This is a genomic window from Shewanella sp. M16 (genome assembly GCF_018224605.1).
GTDB classification, from domain to species: Bacteria; Pseudomonadota; Gammaproteobacteria; order Enterobacterales; family Shewanellaceae; genus Shewanella; species Shewanella oncorhynchi.
This window is the reverse complement of sequence record NZ_JAGTUL010000170.1, coordinates 1-247: the sequence shown is the minus strand read 5'-3', so window position 1 is coordinate 247 and position 247 is coordinate 1. Positions and strand designations below refer to the sequence as shown.

Below are 247 nucleotides of genomic sequence, written 5' to 3'. Positions count from 1 at the left end.
TAACCTTGTGCGCCATTCGCCTCCGCCACTGTTACAGGCATCTCGTCCGTAGATATGTCATCAGCCTGTGGCGTTGTTGCGGTTTGATGCGTGTTGGTGGTCTGCCCCGCGACAGACGGACGATCTGTTGTTCCTACACTCGCCGTCGTACCCGCTATTGCTACAGGGACATCAATTTGAGCCCCATCATTACCCACATCCGCAACGGATGGCGTGGCATCTGCTACTGTTCCAAGATTACGTCTTG

The 247-nt window shown here is 54.7% G+C and carries 1 protein-coding gene; it reads right to left on the bottom strand.

The window, feature by feature from the left end; genetic code table 11:
* Positions 1-247: hypothetical protein (locus KFE26_RS23905; RefSeq protein WP_212601936.1), on the bottom strand; the 247-nt coding region annotated here is incomplete at both ends.